General features: G+C 62.4%; 25 protein-coding genes. 17 read left to right on the top strand and 8 right to left on the bottom strand.

What is annotated here, in order from left to right; translation table 11 throughout:
* Positions 1 to 36: 36 nt before the first annotated feature.
* A complete protein-coding gene (locus A9D60_RS07635; RefSeq protein WP_065267024.1) occupies positions 37 to 3,873 on the bottom strand; it encodes an efflux RND transporter permease subunit in 3,837 nt (1,278 codons plus the stop codon).
* Positions 3,870 to 4,985, bottom strand: coding sequence for an efflux RND transporter periplasmic adaptor subunit (locus A9D60_RS07630; RefSeq protein ID WP_065267023.1), 1,116 nt, complete (start codon positions 4,983 to 4,985; stop codon positions 3,870 to 3,872). Before A9D60_RS07630 ends, A9D60_RS07635 begins: the two co-directional genes overlap by 4 nt.
* A 289-nt stretch (positions 4,986 to 5,274) precedes the next feature.
* Between A9D60_RS07630 and A9D60_RS07625 the strand changes: the two genes are divergently transcribed.
* The 5 genes from A9D60_RS07625 to A9D60_RS07605 all read left to right on the top strand — a co-directional run bounded on the left by A9D60_RS07625 (position 5,275) and on the right by A9D60_RS07605 (position 10,753).
* Entirely contained in the window at positions 5,275 to 5,946 is a 672-nt protein-coding gene (locus A9D60_RS07625) for a hypothetical protein (protein ID WP_065267022.1), read from the top strand.
* A gap of 53 nt (positions 5,947 to 5,999) precedes the next feature.
* A complete protein-coding gene (locus A9D60_RS07620; protein WP_065267021.1) occupies positions 6,000 to 7,322 on the top strand; it encodes a PQQ-like beta-propeller repeat protein in 1,323 nt (440 codons plus the stop codon).
* Positions 7,323 to 7,393: 71 nt separating this feature from the next.
* Complete coding sequence (gene der, locus A9D60_RS07615) at positions 7,394 to 8,857, top strand: ribosome biogenesis GTPase Der (protein ID WP_065267020.1); 1,464 nt, start codon at positions 7,394 to 7,396, stop codon at positions 8,855 to 8,857.
* Positions 8,858 to 9,177: 320 nt separating this feature from the next.
* On the top strand, positions 9,178 to 10,131 hold the full coding sequence (locus A9D60_RS07610) for a fatty acid desaturase (RefSeq protein WP_065267040.1): 954 nt from the start codon (positions 9,178 to 9,180) through the stop codon (positions 10,129 to 10,131).
* A 28-nt stretch (positions 10,132 to 10,159) separates the two neighbouring features.
* Positions 10,160 to 10,753 (top strand): helix-hairpin-helix domain-containing protein, encoded by a 594-nt coding sequence (locus tag A9D60_RS07605; protein ID WP_254656647.1) that lies wholly within the window; start codon positions 10,160 to 10,162, stop codon positions 10,751 to 10,753.
* A gap of 71 nt (positions 10,754 to 10,824) precedes the next feature.
* On the opposite strand, the gene serS is transcribed toward A9D60_RS07605, so the two are convergent.
* Positions 10,825 to 12,117: a serine--tRNA ligase gene (serS, locus tag A9D60_RS07600; protein WP_065267018.1), complete on the bottom strand. Its 1,293-nt coding sequence runs from the start codon at positions 12,115 to 12,117 to the stop codon at positions 10,825 to 10,827.
* 171 nt (positions 12,118 to 12,288) lie between these two features.
* Positions 12,289 to 12,705, bottom strand: a complete 417-nt coding sequence (locus tag A9D60_RS07595; protein ID WP_065267017.1) for an SET domain-containing protein — start codon at positions 12,703 to 12,705, stop codon at positions 12,289 to 12,291.
* 310 nt (positions 12,706 to 13,015) lie between these two features.
* Here A9D60_RS07595 and yajC point away from each other — a divergent pair, with 310 nt between their 5' ends.
* The 10 genes from yajC (at position 13,016) to A9D60_RS07545 (ending at position 19,909) form a co-directional block, all read left to right on the top strand.
* Positions 13,016 to 13,300 carry a preprotein translocase subunit YajC gene (yajC, locus tag A9D60_RS07590; protein WP_065267016.1) on the top strand — a complete coding sequence of 95 codons (285 nt, stop codon included), beginning with the start codon at positions 13,016 to 13,018 and terminating at the stop codon, positions 13,298 to 13,300.
* A 33-nt stretch (positions 13,301 to 13,333) separates the two neighbouring features.
* Entirely contained in the window at positions 13,334 to 14,995 is a 1,662-nt protein-coding gene (secD, locus tag A9D60_RS07585; RefSeq protein ID WP_065267015.1) for a protein translocase subunit SecD, read from the top strand.
* A gap of 1 nt (position 14,996) precedes the next feature.
* On the top strand, positions 14,997 to 15,965 hold the full coding sequence (secF, locus tag A9D60_RS07580; protein WP_065267014.1) for a protein translocase subunit SecF: 969 nt from the start codon (positions 14,997 to 14,999) through the stop codon (positions 15,963 to 15,965).
* The gene (locus A9D60_RS07575; RefSeq protein ID WP_065267013.1) at positions 15,958 to 16,710 is read left to right on the top strand and encodes a TSUP family transporter; all 753 of its coding nucleotides are present in this window, start codon (positions 15,958 to 15,960) and stop codon (positions 16,708 to 16,710) included. Before secF ends, A9D60_RS07575 begins: the two co-directional genes overlap by 8 nt.
* Positions 16,711 to 16,721: 11 nt before the next feature.
* Positions 16,722 to 17,075, top strand: a complete 354-nt coding sequence (locus A9D60_RS07570) for an Mth938-like domain-containing protein (protein WP_065267012.1) — start codon at positions 16,722 to 16,724, stop codon at positions 17,073 to 17,075.
* A 91-nt stretch (positions 17,076 to 17,166) separates the two neighbouring features.
* On the top strand, positions 17,167 to 17,781 hold the full coding sequence (ccmA, locus tag A9D60_RS07565; RefSeq protein ID WP_065267011.1) for a heme ABC exporter ATP-binding protein CcmA: 615 nt from the start codon (positions 17,167 to 17,169) through the stop codon (positions 17,779 to 17,781).
* Complete coding sequence (gene ccmB / locus A9D60_RS07560) at positions 17,778 to 18,434, top strand: heme exporter protein CcmB (RefSeq protein WP_065267010.1); 657 nt, start codon at positions 17,778 to 17,780, stop codon at positions 18,432 to 18,434. Before ccmA ends, ccmB begins: the two co-directional genes overlap by 4 nt.
* 56 nt (positions 18,435 to 18,490) lie before the next feature.
* Positions 18,491 to 19,222 carry a heme ABC transporter permease gene (locus A9D60_RS07555; RefSeq protein WP_065267009.1) on the top strand — a complete coding sequence of 244 codons (732 nt, stop codon included), beginning with the start codon at positions 18,491 to 18,493 and terminating at the stop codon, positions 19,220 to 19,222.
* The gene (gene ccmD / locus A9D60_RS07550; protein ID WP_065267008.1) at positions 19,222 to 19,377 is read left to right on the top strand and encodes a heme exporter protein CcmD; all 156 of its coding nucleotides are present in this window, start codon (positions 19,222 to 19,224) and stop codon (positions 19,375 to 19,377) included. The genes A9D60_RS07555 and ccmD overlap by 1 nt, the downstream gene beginning before the upstream one ends.
* A complete protein-coding gene (locus tag A9D60_RS07545) occupies positions 19,370 to 19,909 on the top strand; it encodes a DsbE family thiol:disulfide interchange protein (RefSeq protein WP_065267007.1) in 540 nt (179 codons plus the stop codon). The genes ccmD and A9D60_RS07545 overlap by 8 nt, the downstream gene beginning before the upstream one ends.
* 7 nt (positions 19,910 to 19,916) lie before the next feature.
* On the opposite strand, the gene A9D60_RS07540 is transcribed toward A9D60_RS07545, so the two are convergent.
* Together A9D60_RS07540 and A9D60_RS07535 are read right to left on the bottom strand one after the other, a co-directional pair.
* Entirely contained in the window at positions 19,917 to 20,255 is a 339-nt protein-coding gene (locus A9D60_RS07540) for a DOPA 4,5-dioxygenase family protein (RefSeq protein ID WP_065267006.1), read from the bottom strand.
* A 75-nt stretch (positions 20,256 to 20,330) separates the two neighbouring features.
* Positions 20,331 to 20,702 carry a winged helix-turn-helix transcriptional regulator gene (locus A9D60_RS07535; protein ID WP_065267005.1) on the bottom strand — a complete coding sequence of 124 codons (372 nt, stop codon included), beginning with the start codon at positions 20,700 to 20,702 and terminating at the stop codon, positions 20,331 to 20,333.
* Positions 20,703 to 20,809: 107 nt separating this feature from the next.
* On the opposite strand from A9D60_RS07535, the gene A9D60_RS07530 reads away from it, so the two are divergent.
* Positions 20,810 to 21,430 (top strand): NAD(P)-dependent oxidoreductase, encoded by a 621-nt coding sequence (locus A9D60_RS07530; RefSeq protein WP_065267004.1) that lies wholly within the window; start codon positions 20,810 to 20,812, stop codon positions 21,428 to 21,430.
* 97 nt (positions 21,431 to 21,527) lie between these two features.
* On the opposite strand, the gene A9D60_RS07525 is transcribed toward A9D60_RS07530, so the two are convergent.
* Positions 21,528 to 21,812: an antibiotic biosynthesis monooxygenase gene (locus A9D60_RS07525; RefSeq protein ID WP_065267003.1), complete on the bottom strand. Its 285-nt coding sequence runs from the start codon at positions 21,810 to 21,812 to the stop codon at positions 21,528 to 21,530.
* 239 nt (positions 21,813 to 22,051) lie between these two features.
* Complete coding sequence (gene acnA / locus A9D60_RS07520) at positions 22,052 to 24,739, bottom strand: aconitate hydratase AcnA (RefSeq protein WP_065267002.1); 2,688 nt, start codon at positions 24,737 to 24,739, stop codon at positions 22,052 to 22,054.
* 223 nt (positions 24,740 to 24,962) lie between these two features.
* Here acnA and A9D60_RS07515 point away from each other — a divergent pair, with 223 nt between their 5' ends.
* A complete protein-coding gene (locus A9D60_RS07515) occupies positions 24,963 to 25,664 on the top strand; it encodes a DUF1223 domain-containing protein (protein ID WP_065267001.1) in 702 nt (233 codons plus the stop codon).
* Positions 25,665 to 25,669 lie beyond the last annotated feature (5 nt).

Genomic DNA, 25,669 nt, shown 5'->3' with positions numbered 1-25,669 from the left:
GAAAAGCCCCGCCGGAGCGGGGCTTTTTTTGTCTGGTTATTCCGCTGCGCGCAAGCGGCCGCTGGGGGCTGGCGGCTGCGGTTCGTCCTCCTCGGATTCCGCCTCCTTTTCGCCGGTCTCAGGCATGGCGTCTTCCACCCATTGGATTTCGGTGGTCGGCAGCTGACGCGCCTTCTTGAACAGCTTGGAATCCTGCGCGATGCGGCTGGAGCGGCCACGGGTGATCCGCGACAGCATCCGGCCGAGGGCCCGCATGTATGTGGAGAACCACACCCGGATCGACAGCAGAGAGGGCGTGACCACCAGGGTCAGCACGGTGGCGATGCCCAGGCCAAAGACCACGGCGGTCGCCAGCTGCTTCCACCACAGCGCGGTGGGGCTGTCGATGGAGTAGCCGCCGTTGATAAAGTCCAGGCTGACGCCGAACATCATCGGGGTGAGGCCGGCCATCGTGGTGATGGTGGTCAGCAGAACCGGACGGATGCGCGCCTCGGCAGTGCGGATAATCGCTTCGATCCGCGGCATCTGCTGGCTGAACTCCTGATAGGTGTCAATCAGAACGATGTTGTTGTTCACCACGATACCCGCCAGCGCCACGATGCCGGTGCCGGTCATGATGATCGAGAACGGCTGCTGCATCACCATCATGCCGATCAGCACGCCGGTGGTGGACAGCACAACGGCCAGCAGAACCAGCACCGAGTTGTAGAAGCTGTTGAACTGGGCCAGCAGGATCACAAACATCAGCGCCAGCGCGCCGGCAAAGGCCTTGGACAGGAAGGCGCCGGATTCCTCCTGCTCCTCCTGGTCGCCGGTCCATTCCCAGCCGATGCTGCGCGGCAGAGGATCGGTCTCCAGCCATTCGGTCAGGACGGCGATCCGCTCATTTGCGTTCATCGGGCTAATCTTGGCGCCGTCGTCCAGCGCTGCCAGCACGGCGTCAAAGCTGCCGGCGCCAGTCAGTTGCACCAGTTGCATTGTCTTGCCATTTGGCGCGGTCAGCGATTGGCCGGTAGCGGTGGTGCCTTCCGGAACCTCCTTTAAAACCGCCAGTCGGGTCATTTCACCGCTTTCGGCATCTTCGGCCACAACCTTGTTCAGGCCCGGCTCCACATCCGCCTTGACGTCATAGAAGCGCTCCTGGCCGATGCGGTTGATTTGGGCCAGTTTCGGCACCGGCTGGCGCGTCACGAAGTTGGACAGCGGCACCAGCCCGTCCGAGGTGCGGACCTTGAGGTTGTCGAGCGTTGACAGCACCCGGTCCTGCTCCGGCAGGCGGACGCGGATCTCGATCTCCTCGTCGGAGCTGTCGACCCGCATGGTGTCCAAGAGGATGCCGCGGGTGACCAGCTGCACCATCGCGCCCACGGTCGCCACGTCGGCGCCATAGCGGCCGGCCTTCTCGACGTCCACGTTGATTTGCCAGTCGATGCCGGGCAGGGGCAGGCTATCCTCGATCAGGATCAGCCCGGGGGTGTTTTCGAACTTCTCCCGTGCAGTCAGGGTTGCTGCGGTCAGGTCGTCCCAGCCGTCGCCGCGCAGGCGCAGGTGCACCGGCTTACCGGAGGCGGGACCTTGTGCCAGGGCGCGGACCTCGATCTCGAAACCAGGCAGCTTGCCGAGCATCGCGTTCAGCTCGTCGATCACGGTGTTGCCGTCATATTCCTCGGCGATCACCTTTTTCTCAAAGCCCAGGTATTTGCTCAGCAGCCCGCCGAACCAGCCGTCCAGCGGTTCGGTCTCGGTGGGGCGCTCTTCCCACGGGATGATCTCGAACTGGACCTGGCCGATGGTGTCCGGCGGCAGCTGCGCGCCGGAGCTGTCGGTGTTGAGGCCGCCGTCGCCGGCAAAGGAGAAGACGTTGATCACCGCGTGGTGCTGCAGGATGACCTCCTCGGCCGCACGCACCATCTCGTCCTTTTCATGCAGGGAGATGTTGCCGCGGGCGCGGACATAGGCGGTGGCCTGTTCCGGCTCCGAGTCGACGAAGAATTCAACGCCGTAGTTGTTCTCGCTGAACATCGAGAAGACGGTCATGATGGCGAAACCCACGGCGGCGATGGTCACCACGGGCATCACAGGATTGCCCGCAATGAACTTGATCACATGGCCGAACGGGGTGTGGTGGTAGCCTGGGGCGACCTCCTGTTCCTCGCGCTCCACCTTGACAGAGCTGAGGGTGATCGAGGCGGCAAAGGACGCCAGGGTGAACACCAGCCCGCCGAACAGGACACCCGCCATAGGAGCGGCGCCTTCGCCCAGCAGGTAGGTCGGGTTCAGCATTTGCATAGCGCCCGCGAACATGCCCCACATGGCGACCGGCACAAGCACGGCGCGGAGCCACCACGGCGCAATCATTCTCAGCGCGCGCGACGCGCCCTCAAAGGTGCGGCTGATGCGGCCGGTGACACCGCCCATGACGGGCAGGTAGATCAGCGCCACCACCAGCGAGGCGGACAGAACGAAGATCAGCGTCACGGGCAGCATGCCCATGAACTCACCCGGCACACCGGGCCAGAACAGCATCGGCAGGAAGGCGCAGAGCGTGGTCGCGGTGGAGGACACGATCGGCCAGAACATCCGCTGCGCCGCCTCGACATAGGCGTGCATCGGGCCGGTGCCTTCCTTGATCCGCTTGTCGGCGTATTCCACCACCACAATGGCACCATCGACCAGCATCCCCACGGCGAGGATCAGGCCGAACATCACGATGTTGGAGATCGAGATTCCCATCAGGGCGAGCAAAGCGAAACACAGCAGGAACGACGTCGGGATCGCAAAACCCACCAGCAGCGCAGCCCGGCTGCCAAGCGCAGAGAGCACAACGATCATCACCAGTGCGATGGCGGTCAGAACCGAACCTTCCAGCTGGCTGACCATTGAACCGACCACGCGGCTCTGGTCGTTGGAGGTGCCGACTTCGACTGCGGCCTGCAGTTCCGGCGGCCATTTGGACTTGGAGACCTCGATGGTGTCCTTCACCAGGTTCACGGTGTCGATCAGGTTGTAGCCCTTGCGCTTCACCACCTGCAGGGCAACCGTGTCCTCGCCGTTGAACCGGGCGGTGCCTTCGCGGTCCTCGAAGGTGAAGTTGATCTGCGCCAGCTCGCCCAGCTTGACCACCCGGTCGCCGTTGGTCTTGACCGGCAGCTGGTAGAAGTCCTTCACATCGTCAAAGGAAGAGGGGATCTTGACCGAAAACGCGCCCTGGCTGGTTTCAACCTCACCAGCCGCAATCAGCTGGTTGTTGTTCTGCACAACATTGATCAGCTCCAGCGCGGTAACGTTGTAGGCTTCCAGCCGCAAGGGGTCGATCAGCACCTCGACCATCTCGTCGCGGTTGCCTGCGATGCCGGCCTCCAGCACAGCATCCAGTGCCTCAAGGTCGTCCTGCAAGTCCTTGGCAATGCGCGCCATCGTGCGTTCCGGCACCGCGCCGGTCAGGTTCACGATGACGATCGGGAATTCGGAGAAGTTGATCTCTGTGATCGAGTATTTCTCGGCACCTTCCGGGAACTCCGCCTCCGCCTTGTCCATGGCGTCGCGCACGTCGGCCATGATGGCGGTCTTATCCCAGCCGAATTCAAACTCCAGCGCCACCCCGGCATAGCCCTCGGCGGCGGTGGAGGTCATCTTGTCGAGCCCGTCGAGGTCGGCCAGCTCGGTCTCCATCACCTTGACCATCAGGGATTCGGCGTCTTCGGCGGAGATGCCGGGGAAGGGGACCGAGATGAAGAGGGCCGGGATTTCAATGTCCGGCTCGCCCTCCTTGGGCAGCATCGAATAGGCGAAGCCGCCGACAAGCAGCGAGATTGCGATGAACGCTAGGACCATCCGGGCACGGCCGGCGGCCCAATCGACGATGCCAATCACTGTTCAGTCTCCCGGTAGGTGGCCGCCACGGCGACGCCTTCGGTTACGAAATCCTGTCCCACCACTATCACGTCTGCGTTCTCAGGAAGACCGCCCAGCCAGACGCCGTCCACATCATCCCGCAGAAGCTGCACGGGGTAGAATACCACGGTGCTGTCGGATCCGACAACGCGCACACCCAACTGGCCCTCGTTGTTCAACGTCAGCGCCGATTGGGGCAGCTTGTGCGCCAGCGAGCCGGCCGAGGAAATCGCGATGTCCGCGGTCTGGCCGTCACGGATATTCAAGTCCGGGTTGGGGACGGTGATCTCAACTTCAAAGGTGCGGGTAGTCGGATCAGCAGAGCGGCTGAGGAAGGTGACCTCACCCTGAACCTGCTGGCCGGTCGACAGTTCCGCGCCGGCAATGGCGCCCAGTTCCACCTTGTTGACCTCTGCTTCCGGAACATAACCGACCAGCTTGATGGTATCGAGCTGAATGACGGTGCCGCACAGGCTGCCGGGCTGCAGCAGGCTGCCCAGTTCCGCGGTGTCGCTTTCCAGAAGGCCGTCAAAAGGCGCCTTAAGGGTCAGGTGCCCGATTTCCCGCTCTGCCGCTGCCACGGCTGCCTGCGCGGAACGCTCGGCGGCTTCTGCCGAGGCCAGCCGGGTTTCAGAGGCGTAACCGCCCTCCGACAGTTTGGCGGCGGCGGTCAGGTTGATCTTTGCCTCCTTCAGCTGCGCCTGAGCCTGCAGCAGCGATGCGGGCCGGGTGCCAGGGTCGAGTTCGCACAGCAGGTCGCCCTTCTTGACGTGAGCGCCCTTACGCAGCGGTTCGGAAATGACCGTCGAGGTTGTTTCGGCCCGAACTTCCACCTGGCGGACGGCCTGTGTCTGGCCGCGCAGGATCACCGCGTTGCCGATTGTGCGGGCCTTGCTTTGCAGCGCCACTACACCAACGCGCGATTCTGCCGCCTCAGCCAGCTGCTGGCCTTCGGCAGACCCGGAATCGGACTCGGCAACCGCCGGCGCATCCTCTCCACGGGCAAAGGCCATCAGATCGTCGCGCTCAATAACCAGCATGTAAAGGCTGGCTGTTACCGCCACTGCGGTCAGTATCGGTACAATGCGCATGTCGGGCCTTTCCTGTTCTCTGTCATATTCCACGTGCGAATGGCTCTTGTCCGTCGGGCGGGCAGGCCTGTTCACAGCAGAGTCGCGCGTATGTGATAGGGCTGATATAGGAGATGTCCATTCTAAACTAAGTGGTTTAGTTCACATTTCTTGCTTTTCTGGTGCAAATGGCAAAGTTTCTGGTGCAAACGGGCCACTTGGCTTGGCCTCTGAGCCGGGGTAAGAGGGGCGCGACGCATTCAATACCGGTGCGGGCGGCAGCCCGGGCCGCGCATATCAGGGGCTTTTCATGAGCGATACCGACAGCTTTATCGACGAAGTGACCGAAGAGGTCCGCCGTGACCGGCTTTTCCTGATGATGAAACGCTATGGCTGGATCGGCGGCGCGGCTGTGGTGCTGATTGTCGGCGGTGCCGCATTCCGGGAATACAACAAGGCCAAGGATCAGGCTGCGGCTGAAAAGCTTGGCGACGGCATCACCGCCGCACTTAAGATCGACGGAAGTGCGGAGCAGGCCAAGGCTTTGAATTCTGTCCCGTCGGAGAGCGCTGGCGGCGCGGCCGTGCTGAGCATGCTGGAGGCGGGGGCGCTGGCGGAGGCTGGCAAGACCGAAGAGGCGGTGGCACAGCTGGAGGCGGTTGCCGTTGATGGCGGGCTGCCTCTGATCTACCGCCATGTCGCCAGCTTCAAGGCGCTGGCGCTGCAGGCCGGAAGCCTGAGCGTTGCGGACCGCCGTGTTCAGTATGAAGCGCTGGCCCAGCCCGGCGCACCTTTGGCGCTGCTCGCCTCTGAACAATTGGCGCTGCTGGATGTGGAAGAAGGTAATACTGAGGCTGCTATCAGCCGGTTGCGCGATATCGTTGCGGATGCAACGGTCACTGCAGACTTGAAAGACCGCGCGTCTCAGGTGATTGTGGCGCTTGGCGGCTCGGTCAACGGGAACGCCGCGCCTGAGGGGTAAGGCGATCCGCGGATGGGATCTTGCGGAACAAGTAGGGCAGACAGGGCAGGGCAATGACAATAAACAAAACTTTCTCCCGGGCACGGGTTCTTCTTTGCACAACCGCAGCTGCGGCCATTCTGGCGGCCTGCGCAGAGAAAGAGGTCATCCTGCGCGGTGAGCGCGAGGACATCCGGCCCGATGCTGCGGTGGAAATCGTCAACCAGTCCCGCGCCATTTCCCTGCCGCAGCAATCCGCGAACGCAAGCTGGGAACAGGGCCACGGCGCTGAGGCCGGGCGCACAGCGCATCCGGCGCTGGCTGCTGCGCCCCAGCGCATCTGGTCGGCGTCTATCGGCTCAGGCGACAGCCGCCGCCAGCGCATCACCGCAACCCCTGTCGTTGGCGGCGGTCGTGTCTACACGCTGGACAGCGCCGCACGGGTTTCCGCGGTTTCTCCGCAGGGTCAGATCCTGTGGCAGAGTGAGCTCATTCCGGCAGAGGATGATGAAGGCCAGGCCACCGGCGGCGGATTGGCCTATTCCGACGGCGTGCTTTACATCTCTTCCGGCTTTGGCGTGCTGACCGCGCTGAATGCGGCGGATGGCACCTTAATCTGGCGGCAGGAACTGGACGCAACCGGCTCCGGCCAGCCGCGGGTCAGCGGCGGGCTGGTCTACCTGGTGGCAGGCGACGATACCGGCTGGGCCGTGAACACCAAGGATGGCCGCATCGCCTGGCAGATCGATGCATCGCCCTCGCCGGCCAATGTTTTGGGGGCTCCGGCTCCGGTGGTAACAAACGATCTCGCGGTCTTTGCCTTTGGTTCCGGTGATTTGATCGCAACCTTCCGCCGCGGCGGCCTGCGCCGCTGGAGCGCATCTGTTGCGGGTCAGCGAACCGGCCAGACCCTGTCGCGGATCAGCGATGTGACAGGTGCGCCGGTGGTGTCGGGCAACCGGCTATATGCGGGCAATAACTCAGGCCGCACAGTGGCAATTGACCTCGAAACCGGCGACCGTCTGTGGACCGCGCGCGAAGGTGCTGCCGGGACAGCATGGCCTGCAGGCGGCAGCCTGTTCCAGGTCAGCGACCTCAACCAGCTGCTGCGGCTGGATGCCGGCAGCGGCGAAGTGATCTGGGCCGTGGACCTGCCGGGCTACCTGAAGGACAAGCCCCGGAAGCGCGGCCAGATCCATGTGCACCATGGCCCCGTTGTCGCAGGCGGTCAGGTGGTTGTTGCTTCCAATGACGGGTTGCTGCGCTTCTTCAACCCGCAGGACGGCAGCCTCGGCCGAACGGTGGAAGTGCCCGGCGGCGCGACCACAGCACCGGTTATTGCTGGGCGCACGCTTTATGTGGTTTCCACCAAGGGCGATTTGCTGGCATACCGCTGACAGTGTTTCCGGGTGGCACAAGCCGCGCGGATGCGCTATGAGCCGCGTCTGAATCGCAGAAAGCTGGTCTGATGTCCTTTACCCTCGCCATCGTGGGCCGTCCCAATGTGGGCAAGTCCACCCTGTTCAACCGCCTTGTGGGCAAGAAGCTGGCCCTGGTCGACGACCAGCCGGGCGTGACGCGCGACCTGCGCGAAGGCGCGGCGCGGCTGGGCGATCTGCGCTTTACGGTGATTGATACCGCGGGTCTGGAGGACGCCACCGACAACTCGCTGGAGGGCCGCATGCGCCGCCTGACCGAGAGGGCTGTGGACATGGCCGACATCTGCCTGTTCATGATCGATGCCCGTACCGGCGTCACTCCGACAGACGAAATCTTTGCCGACATCCTGCGCCGCAAGTCCGCGCATGTGATCCTGGCCGCCAACAAGGCCGAGGGCAATGCCGCCGAGGCAGGCGTGCTGGAAGCCTACGGCTTGGGCCTGGGCGAGCCGCTCCGGCTGTCCGGCGAGCACGGCGAGGGGATGCCCGATCTCTACGGCATCCTGCAGCCGCTGGCGGAGAAGTTTGAGGCCGCAGCCGAAGAGCACGCGCCGGTCACAGATGTCGAGGTCTATGAAGAGATTGGCGAGGATGAGGAAGAGATCATTCCCGTTCCAACCGACGCCAAGCCCTTGCAGGTGGCCGTTGTGGGCCGCCCGAACGCCGGTAAGTCCACCCTGATCAACAAGATCCTGGGCGAGGAGCGGCTGCTGACCGGGCCGGAAGCCGGGATTACCCGCGATGCGATCTCGCTCAAGATCAACTGGAAAGACACGCCGATGCGGGTGTTTGACACCGCCGGCATGCGCAAGAAGGCCAAGGTGCAGGAGAAGCTGGAGAAGCTCTCTGTCTCCGACGGCCTGCGCGCGGTGAAATTCGCTGAGGTGGTGGTTGTCCTGCTGGATGCCAGCATCCCGTTTGAACAGCAGGACCTGCGGATTGCCGACCTGGCCGAGCGCGAGGGGCGCGCGGTTGTGGTCGCGGTCAACAAATGGGATGCCGAGGAGCAAAAGCAGGAAAAGCTGCGCGACCTCAAGGAAGCTTTCGGCCGCCTGCTGCCGCAGCTGCGCGGCGCGCCGCTGGTGACAGTATCGGCCAAGACCGGAAAGGGCCTGGACCGGCTGCATGAGGCGATCATGCGGGCCTATGGCACCTGGAACCGGCGGGTTCCCACCGCGGCGCTGAACCGCTGGCTGGTTGGAATGCTTGAGCAGCMCCCGCCGCCAGCACCGCAGGGCAAGCGGATCAAGCTGCGGTACATGACCCAGGCCAAAAGCCGCCCGCCGGGGTTCGTGGTGATGTGCTCGCACCCGGACAAGCTGCCGGAAAGCTATACCCGCTATCTGGTCAACGGGTTGCGCGAGGATTTTGACATGCCCGGCACCCCGATCCGCCTGTTTATGCGCGGGCAGGGCGACAAGAACCCCTACAAGGGCAAGCGGGCCAAAAACGCGGGCGCGCTGGAAAAGCACTTGAAGAAACGCGGAAGCTAAGGGCCTTGAAGGCGGGGCTCTCCCGCCCGGCCTCGCGGCATCCACAGAATACCTTGGCCCGTTGGGCCCGGCGCCGCCCCGGGGGGCGGCGCTTTTGCGTTGCGCTTGGCTGATCCGTTGTGTCTTTGGCGGGGTTCCGCCATCCTGCAGCGCACCATACGGGCCTATTCCATCCAAAGTAGCGCAATGTTACCCCTAGGGTTGAGGCGCTTTGCCTCAGCTGTCTTGCTTTTGGCAAGGCCGGGATTATCTGAGTTTTATCTTGGGCGGGCTGTGCCGTATTCGCATGTCTGTCACATCACGCATTTATGGACAGTTTCATGGATCTGAGGGCACACACGCGCAAGTACACCGAGAAAGACAACCGGCTGGCATCGCTCAGCTATTTCGGGACATTTGCAGTTTATTTCCTGTCGCTCTTTCTGGCCGTTGCCCACGCCGACCTCTGGTATGTGATGCTGCCGGCGGGTGTGGTCTTTGCCTTTGCCGCGGTGCGCCTTTACGTGCTGCAGCATGACACCGGCCACCACTCGCTGTTTCAAMCCCGCCTCCAGAACGAGATTGCGGGCCACGTTCTGTCGCCTTTCACCTTTGCCCCGTTTGAGGTGATGAAGCAGAACCACAACCTGCACCACTCAAACATCGGCAATCTGGAACACCGCGAGACCGGCGAAATTCACACCATGACGGTGCGGGAATGGAAGGCGGCCGGGTTCTGGGAACGGTTGGGTTACCGGCTCTACCGCAACCCGTTTGTGCTGGTGCCGCTGGGGTCGGCCTTCACCTATTTCATCCGCTACCGCTGGCCCAAGAACACAGCACGCTTTGGCGCCACCGGGGTGATCTTGCACAATCTGGTGATTGTTGCCATGCTGGGGCTGCTTTATTGGGTTGCAGGAATGACCGGCATCTGGATCTGGCTGGTGTTCTCCTTCCTCGGCGGCATGATCGGCGTGTTTCTGGTCTATCTGCAGCACAATTTCGAGGACACCTACTGGGACCGCCGCCCGGACCTGAACCCGCAGGTGGCAGCTCTGCAAGGATCGTCCTGCCTGGATTTCGGCTGGTTCTTCGACATGGCGGTGGCCAATATCACCCTGCATGACATTCACCACTACAACGCGCGGATCCCGTCCTATCGGCTGCGGCAATGCCATTACAGTCTGCCGCCTGAACTGGGGCTGCGGCGGATCAAGTTCCCGGAAGCCGTACGCGCGCTCACGCTAAAGCTTTGGGATGAAGATAAGAAATGCCTGGTGCCCTTTCCCGCATGAACAATTTTTGCAATTCTTGTAACGGAGTTTGGGTATTGAAACTGTTGAATTGGGGAAAGCAGCAACGATGACAGCTATTCAGAAACTTCGTGGGGTGGGGCCGGCGCTGGCCAAAGTGCTGGTGGCAAATGGTGTCGATACCATCGAGACGCTGGCCGCGATGGAAGAGGTCCAGTTGCGCAGCATTCCTGGAATTGGCGCTACCCGCGCGGCAGGCCTGAAAACCGCCGCAAAGGCGCAGGCAGAAAGCAGTACTGAAGCCGAGAATGCCCGTCCGGCGGCGCATGCGGTCAATGGCAAGGCGGCTGGCGGGCAGGAGGCGGACGGCCAGTCAATGACTTCTTCTGACCAGGCCGAAATGGACGCTAAACTGGCAGTGGCAGAGGCCGCCCGGAAAGCTGCAGAAGAAAAGGCAGCCAAAGCCCAGGCCAAGGCACGCAAGGCCAAGCGGCAGGCGATCCAGCTCGCCGAGGAATTTGCAGAAGCAAAGGAAAAGGCCAAGCTCAAGGCGCGGAAGGTCAAGGCCAAAGCAAAAAAGGCCATCGAAAAAGAAAAGGCCAAGGCCAAGGCCATTTTGGAAGGCAAAGCACCCGAAAAGAAAAAGAAGAAGTCGAAGAAATAGCTTCAACCTATTGTTTCAAAAGAAAACCGGCGCCAATGGCGCCGGTTTCTGCTTTCGGGGGAGGCTTTGGATCAGACCAGCTCACCCTCTGCTGTCAGGGTCAGCTTGCCGCCGAGGTAGGGCGCCAGCGCCTCTGGCAGCTTCACCGAGCCATCCGCTTGCTGACCGTTTTCCAGCACCGCAATCAGGCAGCGGCCCACCGCCAGGCCGGAGCCGTTCAGCGTGTGCACGAACTGCGGCTTGCCGCCGTCAGCAGGCTTGAACCGCGCGTTCATACGGCGGGCCTGGAAGTCGCCGCAGACCGAGACCGAGGAGATCTCGCGGTAGGTCTTCTGGCCGGGGACCCAAACCTCGATGTCGTGGGTCTTGCGGGCGCCAAAGCCCATGTCACCGGTGCACAGCACGATGGTGCGGTAGGGCAGACCCAGACGCTCCAGGATGTCCTCGGCGCAGCGGGTCATGCGCTCATGCTCCTCGATGCTTTTGTCCGGATGGGTGACCGAGACCATCTCGACCTTCTCGAACTGGTGCTGGCGCAGCATGCCGGCGGTGTCCTTGCCGGCCGAACCGGCCTCGGAGCGGAAGCACTGGGTATGCGCAACGTAGCGGCGCGGCAGGTAGCCTTCCTCGACCGTCAGGCCGTTCACAATGTTGGTCAGAGTCACTTCCGCCGTCGGCACCAGCCACCAGCCATTGGTGGTCTTGTAGCTGTCCTCGCCGAACTTGGGCAGCTGGCCGGTACCGTACATCATCTCTTCACGCACCAGAACCGGGGTCCAGGTTTCGGTCAGGCCGTTCTCATCCACATGGGTGTTGATCATGAACTGCGCCAGCGCCCGGTGGATGCGGGCCACCGCGCCGGACAGCACCACGAAGCGGCTGCCCGACAGCTTGGCCGCAACCTCGAAATCCATGCCCGGCTTCACGCCCTCGATCTCGAAATGCTCCTTGGCCTCGAAGTCCAGTGCCTTTGGCTCACCCCAGCGGCGGATTTCGACGTTATCGTCCTCATCCGCGCCGTCCGGCACATCGTCGAACGGCAAGTTGTCGATGGTCATCAGCAAGTCGGTCAACTGCTGGTCTAACGCCTTGGCTTCGGTGTTCATCGCCGCCACTTCGGCTTTCTTCTCCGCGACCAGCGCGCGCAGGCGCTCGAATTCCGCCTCATCGCCGCGGCCCTTGGCAGCGCCAACTTCCTTGGAGGCCTTGTTCTGCTCGGCCTGCGCGGTCTCCGCGGCCAGGATTTTGGCGCGGCGCGCCTCGTCCAGCGCCAGGATCTCGGATGACACGCCCGCATCCCCGCGCCGCGCCACAGCGGCGTCGAATGCGGCAGGATTTTCGCGGATAGCGCGGATGTCATGCATGAGAGTCTCTCCTAGCGTTGGAAGAATTGAATCAGTAGGCCCATCCTATGACGCAAGGGTGAACAAAGGGGAAGGGGGGCGTGCGGTCTATGTGCAAGCGGGCTTTCAAGCCACAGCGCATGCTGCACCGAAAAAGAAAAAGGCCGGGTGCTGGACCCGGCCCTTTGTTTCTCATTCCGCGGCCATTGCCATCATATGCACCTGATGCCGCGGCGGCTGCATCCGGATCTCGCCGGTCAGGAAATCGGCATAGTCAAAGGTAAGTTCCGTGCCTGCCGGGATAGTGGCCAGTGCCCGGCCCCAGACCCCGTCGGAAAAATCAAGGTTCGGATACATGGAGTGGTTTAGGAACCGTCCTTCGTCGCATTGCAGGATCAGGTAGCCGGCGCGGCAGGGATCCGGGAAGCTGTAGCGCTCCAGAAACTCCTTCATATGGGGTTCGACGTTGTCCAGCTTGCTCTCCGGGAAGGTGGTGTCGAGCATTCTGTCATAGCGCCAGACAATGTCGCCTTTGGTGATGTTGTCGTGGCAAAAGACGCCCAGCCCTTCTATGGCGGAGGGGGCGAGATAGCAGCGCACCATCATCATGCGCCTGTTCCTTCTTTCAGGAATGGCCGGGCCGCCATCCGGACCGGAAAGAGGGGGCAAAGCCCCGCGCCTGGCGGCTTGCGCAAGGGAAAGCAAAGCGCCGAATCGCACTGTTTTGCAATCAGTTTCCGCACGCCTGCAGGTCGTGTTTGGACTTTCTTTAACCTCCGGCTGCCTGGCAACTGGCTGTGGCCTCAAATCCGCCCATCCGGGACCGCAGGGTTCCCTTGCAAACCCCCGGTCCAGCGCATAGGTTCCGCTGCAAATTTCCGGCATGAAAATCATGCCGCTTTGACAGAAGGAATATCCCATGGACGCTGGCGCAATCGGCCAATTTCTCCCGCTTATCCTGATCTTCGCGATCATGTACTTCCTGCTGATCCGCCCGCAGCAGAAGAAGATGAAACAGCATCAGGCAATGGTGGACGGCTTGCGCCGCGGTGACCAGGTGGTGACCCAGGGCGGCGTGATCGGCAAGGTGGCCAAGGTCAAGGAAGACGGTGAAATCGAGGTCGAGATCGCGGATGGCGTCAAGGTGCGCGTGGTCAAGGCGACCATTGCCCAGGTTCTGAGCAAGACCGAGCCGGCATCTTAAGCGCCCTTAATAACCATCTGAAAAGGCTGGGCAATGCTGCAAATTGATCTCTGGAAGAGGGTGCTGATCTGGCTGGTATGCGCAGCTGGGATCATGCTTGCCCTGCCAAACGGGTTTTACACCCGCGTCGAACAGGCCAACGACGCGGCCGCCGATATCATCGCCAAGGGCGAGACACCGGAACGACTGGAAACAGCAGGCCAGTGGCCGTCTTACCTGCCGTCCGGGCTGGTCAACCTCGGCCTCGACCTGCGGGGCGGTGCGCATCTGCTGGCGGAAGTTCAGGTTGAAGATGTCTATGAGGCGCGGATGGATGCGCTGTGGCCGGAAGTGCGCGATGCGCTGAGGCCCGAGCGTGACACCGTTGGCACCTTCCGCCGCCAGCCCGGCCCTGCGGACCAGATTCGCCTGAAGCTTTCCAAACCGGAGGGCATGGCCCGCGCGCTGGAAGTGGTGCGCGGCCTGGCCAGCCCGGTCACCAGCCTGACCGGTGTAGGCGCCACCGACATTGAGGTCTCTGCAGAAGGCGACATTCTGGTGGTGCAGCTGAGCGAGGCGGAGAAACTTGCTTCTGACGACCGCACCGTGCGCCAGTCGCTGGAAATCGTTCGCCGCCGGATCGACGAGGTCGGAACACGCGAGCCGACCATCCAGCGCCAAGGCGCCGACCGCATCCTGATCCAGGTGCCGGGTATCGGCTCCGCCTCAGAGCTGAAGGCGATCATCGGTACCACCGCACAGCTGACCTTCAACCCGGTTGTGGGCCGCGGCAGCGACGCGGATGCAGCGCCGGGCATCGGCAACAAGATTGTTCCCTCGCTGGACGAAGAAGGCTTCTACTACACCATCGAGGCTGCCGCGGTTGTCACCGGCGAGGACCTTGTGGATGCGCAGCCGTCGTTCGACCAGAACGGCCGCCCTGCGGTGACCTTCCGCTTCAACACCTCCGGCGCCCGCCGCTTTGGCGACTACACTGCTGAGAATATCGGCTCTCCCTTCGCCATTGTGCTGGATGACGAGGTGGTCTCCGCTCCGGTGATCCAGTCGCACATCCCGGGCGGCTCCGGCATCATCACCGGCAACTTCACCGTTGAGGAAAGCACCAACCTCGCCGTACTTCTGCGCGCTGGTGCGCTTCCCGCAGGTCTGGACTTCCTGGAAGAGCGGACCATCGGCCCCGAACTGGGCCAGGACAGCATCGACGCAGGCAAGATCGCGACCATCGTGGCCTTTGTCGCGGTGCTGGCGTTCATGGGGCTCAGCTATGGCCTGTTCGGCCTGTTCGCTAACGTGGCGCTGATCCTGAATATCGCGCTGATCTTTGGCATGCTCAGCCTCATTGGCGGCACCCTGACGCTGCCGGGTATCGCAGGTATCGTTCTGACAGTTGGTATGGCGGTGGACGCCAACGTTCTGATCTTCGAGCGTATTCGCGAGGAGCTGAAGGCAGGCCGCGGCCCGGCCAAGGCCATCGACGAAGGCTATTCAAAGGCGCTCAGCGCCATTCTCGACGCCAACATCACCACTTTCATCACCGCGGTGATCCTGTTCGCCATGGGCTCCGGCCCGGTGCGCGGCTTTGCGATCACCCTGGGCTTGGGCATTCTGACGTCGGTGTTCACCGCGATCTTTGTGACCCGCCTGATGATTGTCATGTGGTTTGAACGGCGCCGTCCGAAAACGATTGAGGTGTGATATGCGGCTGAGACTTGTTCCCGAGGAAACCTCATTCGATTTCTTCAAACGCGCCAAGCTGTGGCTGGGCATCTCGGCCCTGATGATGGTGGTGGGCTTTGCCTCCTTCCTGTTTCAGGGGCTGAATTTCGGCATCGACTTCCGCGGCGGCACCACAATCCGCACCGAGGCGTCTGAGACCGTGGATGTGGGCGCCTACCGCGACGCGCTGGCAGTGCACGGGTTAGGTGATGTGTCGATCACCGAGGTCTTTGACCCGGCCTTCGAGGAGGACCAGCACGTTGCCATGATCCGCATTCAGGCACAGGACGACGGCGAGGCGATCTCCGGTGAGATGATCGAAACGCTGAAGGCCTCGCTGGACGCAGTGGCGCCGGGCATCAAATTCGTCTCGGTCGAATCCGTTGGCCCCAAGGTCTCGGGTGAGCTGATCACCACCGCCATTATTGCGGTCGCCTTGGCGATTGCCGCGGTGCTGGTCTACATCTGGCTGCGGTTCGAGTGGCAGTTCGCTCTCGGCGCGGTGGCAGCGCTTGTGCACGACGTGGTGCTGACTATCGGCGTGTTCTCGGAATTGCAGATCAAGTTCGACCTGGCGATCATCGCCGCCCTTCTGACCATTGTCGGCTACTCGCTGAACGACACCGTGGTGGTTTTTGACCGGGTGCGCGAGAACCTGCGACGCTACAAGAAGAAGGACCTCTCTGAGGTTCTGAACATCTCGATCAATGAGACGCTGAGCCGGACAATGATGACCTCAGTCACCACGCTGCTGGCGCTGATCTCGCTCTATGTGCTAGGCGGCGACGTGATCCGTGGTTTCGTCTTTGCGATGATCTGGGGGGTTGTGGTCGGGACATATTCGTCGGTCTTCGTCGCCTCCACCATCCTGCTGAAGCTGGGGGTGAAGCGCGACTGGTCGAAACAGGCAAACACCACCGGCAACCAGTTCGGCAACATTGATGCCTGAGGCATTTCAGGCAGCCCTGCAGACGCCGGGGCTGGCCTGGCTGCTGATCACCATTGGAGCCGCGGGCCTTGTCCGCGGCTTCACTGGTTTTGGCACCGCGATGATCTTTGTTCCCGTCGGCGCGCAGTTCCTGCCGTCGGCGGATGTGGTGTTCCTGATGGTGCTGATGGGGGTGTTTTCCACCATCACTCTGTTCCCGCAGGCCTGGAGCAAGGCGGACAGGGCAGAGGTGGGTGCCTTGTCCATGGCCGCTGCGGTCACCGTGCCGGCAGGATTGTGGCTGATGTCGCAGATGGATCCGCTGACCCTGCGCTGGGTTGCGGCCGGGGTTATCGGCGTGACACTGGCCGCTGTGGTCTCTGGCTGGCGCTGGCAGGGCAAACTTGGCTGGCCGGGGCGGTTCGCCATCGGCGGGGCGGCTGGTATCGTGGGCGGCATGACGGGCCTCACTGGGCCGGTGATTATCGTCTTCTACCTCGCCAACGTGCGTGACGTGGCGCGGGTCCGGGCCAACACTATCGTGTTCCTGGCTGCGCTGGATGTGGTGATCGCGGCCAACCTGATCTTCGGTGGAATGGCCAGCCTCAAGGCCGTCATTCTGGCCTGCCTGCTCGGCATCCCCTACATTATCACCACGCTGACCGGTAAGGCGCTGTTTGATCCAAAGCTGGAGAAGATCTACCGCTTTGCCTCCTATTCCGTGATTGCACTGGCCGTGCTATCCAGCCTCCCGGTATTTGACTGAAAGGACCGCCCATGCGCCTGAACGAAGTGAGTTATTCCGATGCGCAGCCCATTGACGGCTATGGCGAGGGGTTCTTCCGCATCGGCGGCAATGTGCACCAGAGCGCAGTGCTGACCTCGGCGGCTGGCACGGCTGGTTGGGGCGGCATGGCCGACGCTGAGTCGCTGCTGGCGCTTGCCGGAGAGATTGATGTGCTGTTCATCGGTACCGGACCTGAGATTGCCCATATCCCGGCAGATCTGCGCAAGGCGCTGGAGGACGCAGGGCTGGGCGTCGAGGCGATGAATTCTCCCGCTGCCTGCCGGACATACAATGTGCTGCTGTCCGAGGGGCGGAGGATTGCTTTGGCCGCGCTGCCGGTCTGAAGATGAATTTCCGATGTATTTGACCTGCCGCAAAGCGGGCATCTGTTGAATGGTCTTTTCATGCGCCGGAGCAATGGGATAAGCGAACTTCATGACATTGATTGTGACGGATCTGGGCGTGGCCCGCGGCGGCACCCCGGTGCTGGAGGGCCTGAGCTTTTCGCTGGAGTCCGGCAAGGCGCTGATCCTGCGCGGACCCAACGGCATCGGCAAGACCACGCTGCTGCGCACCGTCGCAGGCCTGCAGCCACCGCTGAAAGGCCGGGTTGAGGGCGCTGAGGACCAGATTGCCTATGCCGCCCATTCCGACGGGCTGAAGCCGACGTTGACGGTGGCAGAGAACCTGACCTTCTGGGCTAGTGTCTTTGGGCGTAACGGCATTGAAAAGGCGCTTGATGGGTTTGATCTGCAATCCCTGCGCGACCGGCAGGCGGGTGCGCTGTCGGCAGGACAGAAACGCCGCCTTGGCCTTAGCCGGATGCTGGTCACGGGCCGTCCCATCTGGATCATGGACGAGCCGACGGTGAGCCTTGATACAAACTCCGTTTCGATGTTCGCCGATGCCGTGCGGGCGCATCTGGGGCAGGGCGGCTCTGCTCTGATTGCCACCCATATCGATCTCGGGCTGGAGGCGGAAGTGTTGGATGTCGGCCCCTACAAGGCCAAGCCGCCGGAGATCGACGATTTTGACGGAGGCTTCCTGTGATTGCGCTTCTCCTGCGGGATCTGAGGCTCGCCTTCCGCGCGGGCGGCGGTTTTGGCCTCGGCCTTGCGTTCTTTCTGATCGTGACCGTGATGGTGCCATTCTCTGTCGGGCCGCAGCCGGAACTGCTGTCCCGAATTGCCCCGGGCGTTTTGTGGCTGGGCGCTTTGCTTGCTTGCTTGCTGTCGCTGGACAGGCTGTTGGCGCTGGATTGGGAGGACGGCTCGCTCGACCTCCTGGCCACCGCGCCGTTGCCGCTGGAAAGCACCGTCACGATCAAAGCACTGGCGCATTGGATCACCACCGGCCTGCCGCTGGTGCTGGCGGCGCCGGTGCTGGGCGTTCTGCTGAACCTGCCGCTGCAGGGCTTCCAGTGGCTGGTGATCTCCCTGCTTCTGGGCACGCCGGCGCTCTCTGTCATCGGCACCTTCGGCGCCGCGCTGACCGTGGGACTGAAACGCGGCGGTCTGCTGATGTCGCTCTTGGTGATGCCGCTGTATGTGCCGACGCTGATCTTCGGCTCCGAGGTCGCCCGCCGCGGGGCCGAGGGCATGACGGTGCAGACGCCGCTGTTGCTGCTGGCCGGCATCTCCGCCGCCTCCATCGCTTTGCTGCCCTTTGCCAGCGCCGCCGTCCTGCGCGTCAATTTGCGTTAGGACATTTGCCGGACCCGTGAATTGAGAAACCCGAGAACAAGAGCTAAATAGCCAACATGTCGATCTGGGAATACGCCAACCCGAAGAAGTTTCTGGCCACCTCCGAAAAGGTGATACCGGCCCTCTGGGTCAGCTCTGCGGTGCTGATCACCGTTGGCCTTATCTGGGGATTCTTCTTCACGCCGGACGATTACCGGCAGGGCTCCACCGTCAAGATCATCTTCCTGCATGTGCCGTCAGCCCTGATGGCGATCAATGCGTGGTTCATGATGCTGGTTGCCTCGCTTGTCTGGGTGATCCGCCGACACCACGTCAGCGCGCTGGCCGCCCGCGCCGCCGCGCCGGTGGGAGTGGTGATGACCGTGATTGCGCTGATCACCGGCGCGATCTGGGGCCAGCCGATGTGGGGCACCTGGTGGGCTTGGGACCCGCGTCTGACGTCCTTCCTGGTGCTGTTCCTGTTCTACCTCGGCTACATCGCCCTGTGGGAGGCAATCGACAACCCGGATACCGCCGCTGACCTGACCTCGATCCTCTGCCTGGTGGGCTCGGTCTTTGCCGTGCTCAGCCGCTATGCGGTGAACTTTTGGAACCAGGGGCTGCATCAAGGCGCGTCGCTGTCGCTCGATGAAAAGGAGAACGTGCACGATGCATTCTCCTCGCCGCTCTACGTCTGCATGGCAGGGTTTGTGCTCTTGTTCCTTGCCTTGGTGCTCTACCGCACCGGAACTGAAATCCGCGCCCGCCGCATCAAGGCTTTGATGGCGCGCGAACGGCTGGAGGCCTGATGCCCGATCTTGGAAAATACGCCGATACGGTGCTGTCGGCTTATGGTGCCTCGCTGTTGCTGCTGGCGGGACTGGTGGTGCTGACGATCCTGCGCGGCCGAAAGGTGCGCCGGGAGATGGAAACCCTGGAAACCCGGATGAAGCGCAATGGCTAAGATCTCTCCGCTGATGGCGGTGCCCGGCGTCGTGTTTGCAGGCTTTGTCGGCCTGGCCCTGGTCGGCATGTTCCGCGAGGACCCGAACAGCCTGCCGTCCGCCCGCGAAGGCCAGCCCGCGCCGCCGGTGGTGCTGGACGAATTTCCGGGCAAGGAGATGTTCACCGACGAGACTCTGCGCGACGGAAATGTGAAGCTGGTGAACTACTGGGCCAGCTGGTGCGCACCCTGCCGGGCAGAGCACCCGAACCTCGAGGCGCTGTCCAAGGAAGGCATTCCGGTCTACGGCGTCAACTACAAGGACCAGCTCGCCAATGCCGTGTCCTTCCTGAACGAGCTGGGTGATCCCTATTCAGCGATCGGCCGGGACGAGAAGGGCCGGATGGCAATCGACTGGGGCCTATATGGCGTGCCGGAGACCTATGTGGTGGACGGCAATGGCAAGATCGTGCTGCGCTTTGCCGGCCCCATCACCCAGCGGGTGATCGAAAGCACCCTGCGCCCGGCGATGGAACGGGCGGCGGAGCAATAACGGCGGCTCAATCGAAGACTGAGAGGTCCAGCTGCATCCCGGTGCCGAGCCAGATTGCGTGATCGCAGTGATCGGCCAGCTCATCGCCGGTCTCAGGATGGGCAAAGACAATCAGCCCGTTCCGGTTCAGCGCCAGCCATGGAAGCAGCATGGCGAATTGCTCCGGTGTGGCAGCCAGCTGGCAGGACCACATGGGATGGGGCCCGACGTTCTTTTGGTGGAACCGGCCCATTTCAACGGCAAACTGTTCTGCTGCCTGCTGGCACAGTTTTCGGGCCTGCTCCTTGGTTGCCGCGTCAAAATAGATATGGGCGTGGTAGCTCTTGATGCTGTCTGTCTGTCTCATGCTGCCAGTATTTGCCGTCCGCGGGGATGATGCAATTATCAGGCCGCGAACAGTTCCTGTGCGCGGAAAGCGGCGTCACCTTTTGGCTCCGTGTGCCGCATCGTAGTTCGCGCGGGAGGCGCGGATTGCCGGCTGGTTGCTGTCCGCCCAGTCTGCCAGCTGGCCGATTGTTCCGTGCAATGACCTGCCGCGCGCTGTCAGCGCGTATTCGACCTGCGGCGGCGACAGGTCCAGCACCGTGCGGCTGACCAGCCCGTCGCGTTCCAGATTGCGCAGCGTCACCGCCAGCATCCGCTGGGAAATCCCGTCAACTACCCGCCGCAAGGCGTTGAAACGGCAGGGGGCTTTAGCCAGCTCGATGATCAGCAGAACCGACCAGGCATCGCCGATCCGGTCCAAAACGTCCCGGACAGGGCAGTCGTAGTCTACGGCGCGGCGGCGGCTCATGGCGGTTCCTTTCAGGTAACCATGTGACAAACAAATGCGTATTCCGGCGAACAGGCAGGGCGCCTAAGTGGTTCCTATTAGTAACTATAGGACGAAGAGGAAGCAGGATGAAACTGCTGATTATCGGCGCCACCGGAATGATCGGGTCGCGTGTCACCCAGGAAGCGCTGAACCGGGGGCATGAGGTCATTGCTGCGGTTCGGAACCCGGCCAGGGTGCAGGAGAAAGACGGCCTGCGCACCGAAGAACTGGATGCAGCTGACACGGCACGTCTTGCTGTTCTTGCGGCGCAAGCGGATGTGACCATCAGCGCCGTCAGTCCGCGCAGCACAGGGGATGCCATCGCAGAGGCCAACGCCTATGCCGATGCGCTGATCGCCGGCCTGAAGGGGCAGCGGCTGGTTCTGGTCGGCGGCGCCGGATCGCTCAACCTGCCGGATGGTTCGCCGGTTGCAGATGTGGTGCCGGAGGCCTACCGGGCCGAGGCGCAGGGCATGCGCCAGGCGTATGAAAAGATCGCCGGGAGCGATTTGGATTTCACTGTTCTGGCTCCGGCCGGCCTGATTGAGCCGGGGGAGCGGACAGGCACTTTCCGGCTGGGTGGCCGCAGCTTTCTGACTGACGCAGACGGCAACAGCCGGATTTCTGCAGAAGACTATGCCGTGGCCCTGATGGATGAGGTGGAGCAGCCCAAACACCCCCGGCAGATATTTACTGCGGCGTACTGAGCTGGCCGGCTCCGAAAACGGATCAGTGGCGCGGTAAACGTGCCGCTGATCGTCCTGTGGTTCCTGTATAGCGCGCGGTCTTGGGGAGCACCCGCCGCTAAGGAACGGAAAATGTCCGGAAATCCTGCTCCCGCCGCATGGTTGCGCTGCGGGCATCAAGATCGCCACGTTCAGCGCGCCAGTCGAGGTACCGGTTCAGGTGCTCCGGCGACTCCCACAGGTGGAATACCCCGATCTCACAACGTTCGCGGTTTATACCGACATGCGCCTCTATGCAGCCGGGAAAATCCCGGGTGCCCGGAAGCATTTCCAGCACCGCTTCAGCATGAGCTTCGAAAGTGTCCGCGTCAGGGTAAATGACTGCAAAAACGGCCTCTTTCATACGCGGGCATCCAGCCTTTCGTTGGTCGTCGCACACAGCAGGAAGGTGTATTTCAAAAACACATTTGCACAAGCGGGCCGGGCCGTACAGCCGGTAAAGCAACTGTAAATTGCACGTCTGAATTGTATCCAGGATACGTTGTTGCGGCTGGCTCCCGGTATGTTGGCCCGGGATTTTGCAGCAAAATGGAAACATGCACCCCCGCAGGGTGCATGTTCAATTGTTCAGTCCGGCAGGTCTTACGACTTGGCCAGATTGCGCAGCACGTAGTGCAGAACGCCGCCGTGTTCGATGTATTCGATCTCCGGAGCGGTATCGATGCGGCACTTCAGGGTGATCTCTTTCACCGAACCGTCGGCAAAGGTGATCGAGCAGGGCACTTCCTGCAGCGGCTGGATGGTGTCCAGGCCGCTGATCGAGACGGTTTCCTCGCCGGTCAGGCCCAGCGACTTGCGGGTGTCGCCTGCGGTGAACTCGAACGGGATCACGCCCATGCCAACCAGGTTGGAGCGGTGGATACGCTCAAACGACTCGGCGATCACTGCCTTGACGCCCAGCAGCGCAGTGCCCTTGGCCGCCCAGTCGCGCGAGGATCCCGCGCCGTACTGCTCACCGCCGAACACCACCAGCGGGGTGCCGTTGGCCTGATGCGCCATCGAGGCGTCGTAGATCGAGGTCTGCTCGCCATCGGGGCCCTTGGTGTAGCCGCCCTCGACGCCGTCCAGCATCTCGTTCTTGATGCGGATGTTGGCAAAGGTGCCGCGCATCATGATCTCGTGGTTGCCGCGGCGGGAGCCGTAGGAGTTGAACTCACGCGGCTGCACCTGGCGCTCCAGCAGGTACTGGCCTGCGGGCGTGGTGGTAGCAAAGGAGCCGGCGGGGGAGATGTGGTCGGTGGTGACCATGTCGCCCAGAACCGCCAGAACCTTGGCATTCTCGATGTTGGAGATGGTGCCCGGTTCATGGGCCATGCCCTGGAAGTAGGGCGGGTTCTGGATGTAGGTCGAGGATGCGGGCCAGTCATAGGTTTCCGCATCGGTGGTTTCCACCGCCTGCCATTTTTCGTCGCCCTTGAAGACGTCGGCGTATTTCGACTGGAACGCCTCACGGGTGACGGTGGAGGCCACCAGATCCGCAACTTCCTGGGTCGAGGGCCAGATGTCCTTGAGGTAGACGTCGTTGCCGTCCTTGTCCTGCGCGATCACGTCGGTTGCCAGGTCGATGTCCATAGTGCCGGCCAGCGCATAGGCGACAACCAGCGGCGGCGAGGCCAGGTAGTTGGCGCGCACATCGGGGCTGATGCGGCCTTCGAAGTTGCGGTTGCCCGACAGCACAGAGGTCGCCACCAGGTCGCCCTCGGCAATCGCCTCGGAGATCTCCTGCTGGATCGGGCCGGAGTTGCCGATGCAGGTGGTGCAGCCGTAGCCCACAAGGTTGAAGCCGACCTTGTCCAGGTCCTCCTGCAGGCCTGCGGCCTCCAGATAAGCGGACACAACCTGCGAACCCGGCGCCAGCGAAGTCTTGACCCAAGGCTTGCGGTCGAGGCCAAGGGCGGCAGCCTTGCGCGCGACCAGGCCGGCGCCGATCATCACATAGGGGTTGGAAGTGTTGGTGCAGGAGGTGATCGAGGCGATCACGACCTTGCCCGATTCCATGGTGTAGTCCTCGCCTTTGACGGCGACTTCCTTGCCCATCGGACGCTTGAAGGTCTCTTCCATCTCCTGACGGAAGGCGGCCTTAGCGTTGGTCAGCGGCACATAGTCCTGCGGGCGTTTCGGGCCGGAGATGGCCGGAACGATGCTGCTCATGTCCAGCGACAGAGTGTCGGTGTAAACCGGTGCATAGTCCGCGCCGCGCCAGAAACCGTTTTCCTTGGCGTAGGCTTCGACCAGTGCGATGCGGTCTTCGTCGCGGCCGGTGTTGCGCAGGTAGCGCAGGGTCTCGTCGTCGATCGGGAAGAAGCCGCAGGTGGCGCCGTATTCAGGCGCCATGTTGGCGATGGTGGCGCGGTCTGCCAGTGGCAGGCGGTCCAGGCCTTCGCCGTAGAATTCGACGAACTTGCCGACAACGCCCTTGGCGCGCAGCATTTCAACGACTTTCAGAACCAGGTCGGTGCCGGTGGTGCCTTCGACCATCTGGCCGGTCAGTTCAAAGCCGATGACTTCGGGGATCAGCATGGAGATCGGCTGGCCCAGCATTGCGGCCTCCGCCTCGATGCCGCCAACGCCCCAGCCCAGCACTGCGGCTCCGTTCACCATGGTGGTGTGGGAGTCGGTGCCGACCAGCGTATCCGGGTATGCGACTTCCTTGCCGTTCTGGTCCACATCGGTCCAGACGGTCTGCGCCAGGTACTCCAGGTTCACCTGGTGGCAGATGCCGGTGCCCGGCGGCACGACGCGGAAATTGTTGAACGCGTTCTGGCCCCACTTCAGGAACTGGTAGCGCTCCATGTTGCGCTCATACTCGCGGTCCACGTTCATTTGGAACGCGCGCGGGTTGCCGAACTCGTCGATCATCACCGAGTGGTCGATGACCAGGTCAACGGGGACCAGCGGGTTGATTTTGGCTGCCGAGCCCTTCAGGCCGACAATGCCGTCGCGCATGGCGGCCAGGTCGACAACGGCAGGAACGCCGGTGAAGTCCTGCATCAGCACGCGGGCAGGGCGGTAGGCGATCTCACGCGGGTTCTTGCCGCCGTTGGCGCCCCATTCGGCAAAGGCCTTGATGTCGTCGGTGGAGACGGAGAAGCCGCCATCCTCGAACCGCAGCATGTTTTCCAGCACAACTTTCAGCGCGGCGGGCAGCTTGGAGAAGTCGCCAAAACCGGCCTCAGTGGCGGCGGGGATGGAGTAATAGGAGATCGACTTGCCGTTGACGCTGAGCGTTTTGCGCGCCTTGGCATTGTCCTGTCCGACGGTGATAGGCATGGTTGGCCTCCCTCAAGAATTTGAAATCCGGGAATTCGCTGCCTGCTAAATGCATGAGGAAGATGAAGCATTCAATAGCCCAAACGCCGCAGGCGGCACTTTTGTATGCGATTGTACACATTTTTTGCAAAGCAGTGCCTCATGCTGCCCTCAAAAATGATTGATTGGCCTGTTTGCAGGCAAGTCTTTAGACCTGATGCCTGACACACAGAGAAGGCGATTCATGAAATTCCTGCTACCGATCGTGGCCATGCTGGGCCTTGCCATGCCGGTTTACGGCCAATCCGCAGATGAGCCTGTTGTGGTTGAACTCTATACCTCGCAGGGCTGTTCGTCCTGCCCGCCCGCCGACGCGCTGCTGCATGAGCTTGCGGCGCGGCAGGATGTTCTGCCGCTGGCGCTGCACGTGGATTACTGGGACTACATCGGCTGGAAGGATAAGTTCGCCGATCCGTCACATACCAAGCGGCAGAAGGGGTATGCCCATGCGGGCGGGCGGCGGATGATTTATACCCCGCAGATGATCATTATGGGGCAGGACGACGTGGTCGGCGCTGATGCGCTGGCGGTTGAAAATGCCATTGCCCGGCACCGGAAAACGCCGCGCCCGGTATCGTTGAGCGTCAGCCGGGCAGGCGGGGATCTGGTGATCCGGCTGGAGCCGCGAGTGCAAATGGATTCCGGGCCCTTTCTTGTGCAGCTGGTGCGGTTCACTCCGCAGCGCAAGGTCAGCATTACCCGGGGCGAACTTGCGGGAAAATCTTTCACTTACGCCAATGTAGTGGAGGACTGGCAAGTCGCGGCAAATTGGGACGGTGCCGGCAGTCTGGAGATTTCTGTTCCCGCGCCAGGCAGCAATCCCGCCGCTGTTCTGGTCCAGGCCGCACCCTTCGGCAAGATTATCGCAGCCGCACGGGCGGATTGAACACC

Origin of the sequence: Leisingera sp. JC1, from assembly GCF_001679925.1 — a bacterium.
Lineage (GTDB): Bacteria > Pseudomonadota > Alphaproteobacteria > Rhodobacterales > Rhodobacteraceae > Leisingera.
This window is presented reverse-complemented; position numbering and strand designations above follow the sequence as displayed.

What these genes read in the sequence shown, in the direction of transcription:
- A9D60_RS07630 (WP_065267023.1), bottom strand. Translation starts at nt 4,985, where the DNA reads ATGCGCATTGTACCGATACTGACCGCAGTGGCGGTAACAGCCAGCCTT.
- A9D60_RS07625 (WP_065267022.1), top strand. Translation starts at nt 5,275, where the DNA reads ATGAGCGATACCGACAGCTTTATCGACGAAGTGACCGAAGAGGTCCGC.
- A9D60_RS07620 (WP_065267021.1), top strand. Translation starts at nt 6,000, where the DNA reads ATGACAATAAACAAAACTTTCTCCCGGGCACGGGTTCTTCTTTGCACA.
- serS (WP_065267018.1), bottom strand. Translation starts at nt 12,117, where the DNA reads ATGCATGACATCCGCGCTATCCGCGAAAATCCTGCCGCATTCGACGCC.
- A9D60_RS07595 (WP_065267017.1), bottom strand. Translation starts at nt 12,705, where the DNA reads ATGATGATGGTGCGCTGCTATCTCGCCCCCTCCGCCATAGAAGGGCTG.
- yajC (WP_065267016.1), top strand. Translation starts at nt 13,016, where the DNA reads ATGGACGCTGGCGCAATCGGCCAATTTCTCCCGCTTATCCTGATCTTC.
- secD (WP_065267015.1), top strand. Translation starts at nt 13,334, where the DNA reads ATGCTGCAAATTGATCTCTGGAAGAGGGTGCTGATCTGGCTGGTATGC.
- secF (WP_065267014.1), top strand. Translation starts at nt 14,997, where the DNA reads ATGCGGCTGAGACTTGTTCCCGAGGAAACCTCATTCGATTTCTTCAAA.
- A9D60_RS07575 (WP_065267013.1), top strand. Translation starts at nt 15,958, where the DNA reads ATGCCTGAGGCATTTCAGGCAGCCCTGCAGACGCCGGGGCTGGCCTGG.
- A9D60_RS07570 (WP_065267012.1), top strand. Translation starts at nt 16,722, where the DNA reads ATGCGCCTGAACGAAGTGAGTTATTCCGATGCGCAGCCCATTGACGGC.
- ccmA (WP_065267011.1), top strand. Translation starts at nt 17,167, where the DNA reads ATGACATTGATTGTGACGGATCTGGGCGTGGCCCGCGGCGGCACCCCG.
- A9D60_RS07555 (WP_065267009.1), top strand. Translation starts at nt 18,491, where the DNA reads ATGTCGATCTGGGAATACGCCAACCCGAAGAAGTTTCTGGCCACCTCC.
- ccmD (WP_065267008.1), top strand. Translation starts at nt 19,222, where the DNA reads ATGCCCGATCTTGGAAAATACGCCGATACGGTGCTGTCGGCTTATGGT.
- A9D60_RS07545 (WP_065267007.1), top strand. Translation starts at nt 19,370, where the DNA reads ATGGCTAAGATCTCTCCGCTGATGGCGGTGCCCGGCGTCGTGTTTGCA.
- A9D60_RS07540 (WP_065267006.1), bottom strand. Translation starts at nt 20,255, where the DNA reads ATGAGACAGACAGACAGCATCAAGAGCTACCACGCCCATATCTATTTT.
- A9D60_RS07535 (WP_065267005.1), bottom strand. Translation starts at nt 20,702, where the DNA reads ATGAGCCGCCGCCGCGCCGTAGACTACGACTGCCCTGTCCGGGACGTT.
- A9D60_RS07530 (WP_065267004.1), top strand. Translation starts at nt 20,810, where the DNA reads ATGAAACTGCTGATTATCGGCGCCACCGGAATGATCGGGTCGCGTGTC.
- A9D60_RS07525 (WP_065267003.1), bottom strand. Translation starts at nt 21,812, where the DNA reads ATGAAAGAGGCCGTTTTTGCAGTCATTTACCCTGACGCGGACACTTTC.
- acnA (WP_065267002.1), bottom strand. Translation starts at nt 24,739, where the DNA reads ATGCCTATCACCGTCGGACAGGACAATGCCAAGGCGCGCAAAACGCTC.
- A9D60_RS07515 (WP_065267001.1), top strand. Translation starts at nt 24,963, where the DNA reads ATGAAATTCCTGCTACCGATCGTGGCCATGCTGGGCCTTGCCATGCCG.